This window comes from Thermomicrobium sp. (genome assembly GCF_053493975.1).
The window spans coordinates 1-5,054 of sequence record NZ_JBRBZA010000075.1 but is presented as its reverse complement, the minus strand read 5'-3'; the positions used below and the strand labels follow the sequence as shown (position 1 = coordinate 5,054).

The 5,054-nt window shown below is 65.0% G+C and carries 4 protein-coding genes; 2 read left to right on the top strand and 2 right to left on the bottom strand.

Annotated features, from left to right (window positions below):
- Window positions 1-698: 698 nt before the first annotated feature.
- Entirely contained in the window at window positions 699-1,619 is a 921-nt protein-coding gene (locus ACWIVK_RS12235) for a proline dehydrogenase family protein (protein ID WP_448577008.1), read from the bottom strand.
- Between the two features lie 74 nt (window positions 1,620-1,693).
- On the opposite strand from ACWIVK_RS12235, the gene ACWIVK_RS12230 reads away from it, so the two are divergent.
- Window positions 1,694-2,989 carry an HD domain-containing protein gene (locus ACWIVK_RS12230; RefSeq protein ID WP_448577007.1) on the top strand — a complete coding sequence of 432 codons (1,296 nt, stop codon included), beginning with the start codon at window positions 1,694-1,696 and terminating at the stop codon, window positions 2,987-2,989.
- A 12-nt stretch (window positions 2,990-3,001) separates the two neighbouring features.
- On the opposite strand, the gene ACWIVK_RS12225 is transcribed toward ACWIVK_RS12230, so the two are convergent.
- Window positions 3,002-3,634, bottom strand: a complete 633-nt coding sequence (locus ACWIVK_RS12225; RefSeq protein ID WP_448577006.1) for a hypothetical protein — start codon at window positions 3,632-3,634, stop codon at window positions 3,002-3,004.
- A 388-nt stretch (window positions 3,635-4,022) separates the two neighbouring features.
- Between ACWIVK_RS12225 and ACWIVK_RS12220 the strand changes: the two genes are divergently transcribed.
- The gene (locus ACWIVK_RS12220; protein ID WP_448577005.1) at window positions 4,023-4,859 is read left to right on the top strand and encodes an IclR family transcriptional regulator; all 837 of its coding nucleotides are present in this window, start codon (window positions 4,023-4,025) and stop codon (window positions 4,857-4,859) included.
- Window positions 4,860-5,054: the final 195 nt, after the last annotated feature.

Genomic DNA, 5,054 nt, shown 5'->3' with positions numbered 1-5,054 from the left:
ACTGTTTTGGCTCCCTGCTTGATTTGCTGGCGCCAACGGTTGCTGTTGCACGCTAGTTTCTGCCGTAACTCTAGGCGGCCGAGATTCGGTGCTAATCGTGTCTAGTCGGGTCGGCACATTTTCACTGGCAGTGGTCGCATTATTATCTGTCGCTTCTTTGTCAAGGCGAGGAGAACTCGGGGGAGTCCGGCCTTGATGTTGTACTGGCTGAGCTTCCACAGTCTCCACTTGAAGAGGTGACTGGACAACGGGCGGGCAATTTTCAGGTTCAGGTTGAGTATTCGGTGATTGCGGGTTAACCGGCACAGTATCGACGGGGAATAACCCCGCCTCCTGAAGTTCGAGTTGTGTCGCGTTCGAAACGATTATCTCGTCAGCACTGACGGGAGCGGTGCCGAGTGTGGCGAGTGCGAGAGTCAGGATGGTAGCGAGCGCGACAAGGCGTGACAAGAAAAGGACCCGGGTCGGACCAGCACGACGCATCACTCCACCTCCCAATCGCTTCGAGCAACAGGAGCTCCAAAAGGTCCTACCTGCTAATGCACGAGCTCAGTGTACCTACCCAAAAGTCCTAGGTCAAGTGGCTGGGCAAGCCTAGGTAAGGTGGCGTGTGATCCTAGTACGCTAGGAAGGGTCGAGGTGTCGGACTGACACGCGGCCGTCGCTCGCCCTCTCTGCTCTGCCGTTGTCTCGGGGCGTCACCTCTCGACGAGCTGGCTCAGGAGGAACAGGAGGTTGGCCGGGCGCTCGGCGAGGCGGCGGGTGAAGTAGGGATACCACTGGCGGCCGAAGGGAACGTAGACGCGCACCGGTTCGCCGGCCTCACGCAGTCGCTCTTGGAGATCCCGACGGACACCGTAGAGCATCTGGAATTCGTATTTTTCCGGTCCAACGCCGATGCGACGGGCGAAACCACGAGCGACGCGGATGATCGCCTCGTCGTGGGTGGCCACTGCGACGAAGCGGCCGTACTCGAGCAGTGTCTCCAGGTGGCGCCGGTAGGCGGCATCGACGGCTGCCTTGGTCGGATAGGCAACGGTCGCTGGCTCCGCGTAGGCGCCTTTGACGAGGCGCACGCGCCAGCCGCGCGCGACAGCAGTGTCGATATCCCCTTCCGTTCGGTAGAGGTACGCCTGGAGGGCGATCTGGAGATGATCGCCGTAAGTGGTGTGCAGGGCCGCGAACAGATCGACCGTGGCGCGGGTGGTCGAGGAGTCTTCCATGTCGACTTCGACCCGTCGCCCGAGCCGCTGGGCCAAACGAGCGAGCCGCTCGAGGTTGAGTCGAGCGAGGTCAGGGTCGAGGCGCAGGCCGAGGTGTGTCGGTTTGACCGAGATAGTGGCGTCCAGTCCCCGTTCGGCGATCGCAGTCAGGAGGTCCGCGTACGACTGCGTCGCTGCCGCTGCTTCACTCGGCGAGGCGACGTCCTCCCCGAGGAGATCGAGCGTGATCGCGAAGCCGCGGTCAGCCAGCGCGCGGGCGACCGTCAGCGCTTCGGCCATGCTCTCTCCGGCGACGAAGCGCGTCACGAGTGGCAGGGTCAGCGAGGACTCGCGGACCAAGCGTTCCACCCACAGCTGGCGAGCGATAGCCAGGACCAGTGACCGGAACCACGGCATCGGGATCCTCCACCCGTTCGCCCGCATCCGACCGGAGGGCAGTGTAGCATCGTCAGCGAGACGAGGAGCGACCGATGACGTGCAACGAGCCGTACGTGACCGTCGTCCGCGATAGCCTCTACGATCGCATTCCGTTGACTCGAGCCGAGGTGGCGCTGATCAGTACGCCGACCTTTCAGCGACTGGACCGTATCCAGCAGCTCGGCTTCGTCAGCAAAATTTGGCCAGGGGCGAAGCACACTCGCTACGAGCATTCGCTCGGTGTCTTGCACCTGATGCGCCAGGCCTTGGCGACCCTGCGGCGGCACGATGCCGGTCGGATCGACGAGGAGACGCGACGGACCGCCTTGGCGGCGGCACTGCTGCACGACGTGGGGCACTACCCCTTCAGCCACGCGATCGAGGAATTGGGACGGCCAGTGCTGCCGCACGAGGAAGTGGGCCGCCAGTTGATCGAACGGAGCGAACTCGCTGAGATTTTGGAACGGGAGTGGGCAGTCGAGCCGGGACGGGTCGCTGACCTCATCGCGCCGCGCGGGGCCCTCTCGGCGGCGGATCGCCTCGTTCGGGGGCTCTTGAGCGGTGCGCTGGATGTGGACAAGCTCGATTACCTCCCACGCGATGCTCGGCACTGCAATGTGCCTTATGGCGGCGTCGATACGCCGCGCTTGCTCGATGCGCTGCGGGTCGCCGACGTGCACGGCGTGCCGCGGGTCGTGGTGACCGCCAAGGGCGTGAGCCCGCTCCATTCGCTCATCAACGCGCGGCAGGAAATGTTCGACAACGTGTATTGGCACCATGCCAATCGTGCGGCGATGGCGATGCTGCAGCGGGCCGTGCAGGACGCACTGCTCGCCGGGGCGATGAGCGCCGAGGAACTGCCGCGCCACGACGATGCGTCTTTGTTGGCTCGCTTGAGCGAGCCCGGCATGCCGGAGAGTACCAGGCAGCTCGTGCTCCGGTTGCGGGATCGCGTGCTTCACAAACGGGCGTTGGAAGTCAGTGCACGGGCGCCTGATCTCTACCGGTATCTCAGCAGCCTGTACGGTCGGCCGGCTGCCCGTCGCGAGTTGGAGGTCGTTCTGGCGCAACGTCTCAGCGATTTGCTCGGCGAGCCGGTCGCGGATTGGGAAGTGCTGCTGGCGATCCCCAAACCGGAGAAATGGAGTACCGATGTCTGGGTGCTCTTCGAGCGTCCACCGCTCGGCTTTCAGTCCCTCATGCCATGGCAGGACGTCGTCGGACTGACCGACGCTGATTTCGCGCGCTTCGAGGAGCATCGTCGACTGATCCGGGTGGTCACGACCGCACGCTTGCGGGAGGTGGTGGCCCAGCACTGGCCCCGGCTGCTCTTGCCACTGCTCTCCTGATCGTGGGTCTGCTCAGTCGGGTCGCCGAGCCGGCGTACTCAGTGCGAGACCGAGCAGGAGGCAGAGCGAGCCGAGCAGGCTGGTAGCCAGGAGGGCGAGACCCGCGGGCGCGAACCCGCTACCGGTGTGGGGCGCGACTTGGGCGCGCTCGATCGCGTCGGAGGACTCTCCACCGCTGGGGGAAGTCGCGGCATTCGAACCGATGGGTTGGGTCGCTGTCGCAGCTGGTAAACCGGCGAAGGCGGCCGAGTCGTCGGTGTCCACTGGAGGCTCACCATCCGGAGACGAGGTCGTCTCGCCAGGGGGTGGATCGGTGGTGACCGGGGAGCGGCCAGGGGGAACTCGACTCGTCGCCTCATCGCTCCCGCTGCTGCCGACCGAGCCAGCGGGGCCCGCCTCTTCGGCTGTCTGGTCCGTGCCGGTGGGTGACTCGGGAGTGGGCTGGGTCACTCCGGTGACTGACGGGGTGGTCAACGGGCTCGATCGGTCAGTGGTAAGGCTGGGAACGGCGGTCGCGGACGGGTCGAGAGGGGGTGTCGCGGGGCGGTGTTCGGTGATACCGGCGTCCCCGGCGACCGGGGCTGCTGCCCACGACAGGGTGAGCGCGACGAGCACGAGCGCTCCGATCCAGCTGACCTGCCTCATGGCACCGACTCCCTCCTCCCGGACCATACTGTCCGGACATGCGTACGGACGCGAGTATATTGAGGACGAATGTCGGTGTCCAGCAGGGGACGGTTCGGTGGGATGGGGCGGTTGACCACCAGATCGCTGGCGGTGGAACCCCGGCATGCGTGACAGGAGCGGTGATCCGCCGCTGCTCGGCTGGTCGATGTCTTGCTGACTCGCGGTGCTCTGTGGGACGATCGACGCCTGCGCCAGTCCAGCCTGACGAGTGAGCGCTTGGTCTCGCATCGGCCGTGCATCGTCTGAGGTGCGAGCAGGGGGTTGACAGGTGTGCGGTCGAGCACTAGACTGTGGTCAGACGTGAGACGATCGATCGGATAATATCTGATATATCGGACAGGAAGCGATGGCCCGTCGCGTACCGGCAGTCGAGCGAGCCTTGGATATCCTCGAACTCTTCCTGCGCACGCCGCAGCCAGAGTCGTTATCGGTACCCGAGATGGCGCGAGCGCTGGGGCTGCCCCGCAGCACGGCGCACGAGCTCGTGGCGACGCTGGTCGCGCGCCGGTATCTGCGGCCCATCGAGGGAAATCCGCACCGGTTCGCGCTGGATGCGCGCGTCTTCGAGCTTGGGAACGCCTATGCCTCCGGTCTCGATCTCGCGCGCGAAGGCCAGCAGGTGGCGCGGGAGATCGCGGCCCGGTGCGACGAGACGGTGCACATCGCGGTGCTCGAGGGGCGGGACGTCTTCTACATCGCCAAGGTGGACAGCACGAATGCCTTGCGACTGGTCTCGGCGATCGGTCGACGCTTGCCGGCCCATTGCACCGCGGTCGGGAAGATGTTGCTCTCCGGCTTGACCGAGGAGGAACTGGCAGAACGGTTCGCCGGTGTGGATGTACTGCCGACGATGACGCCGAACAGTATCCGCACGCTCGCTGATCTACGGAGCGAACTAGCGCGGATACGTGCCCGAGGCATCGCCTGGGACAACTGCGAATCCAATCCCGATGTGCGTTGCGTGGCTGCACCGATTTACGACCACCGTGGGCGAATGGTGGCAGCGATGAGCATCTCGTTTCCGGTCGTGCGGGATACGCCGGAGCGGTTCCTCGAGCTGGCGCGACTGGTGCGCCAAGGAGCACGTGAAGTCTCGTTACGCTTGGGTGCTCGCCAGCTGGCGCGCGACACCGAGGAGCCGGAACTGCCGCCCTGGCATCTGGCTGCCGTGGCGGACGGATGACGGATCACCGGAGGGAGGTGAAGGCACGGAGGCGTCGTCGTACGGACCCATCGAGTGACCGGACGATCGAGACACGAGACGACCTATACGAAGGAGGAGAGTCGTCATGGACGATCAGCGACTGCGCAAAACGGTTACGCGGCGACACTTGCTCCGCAGCGTGTTGGTCGGTGGTGCAGCGCTATCCCTGCTGAA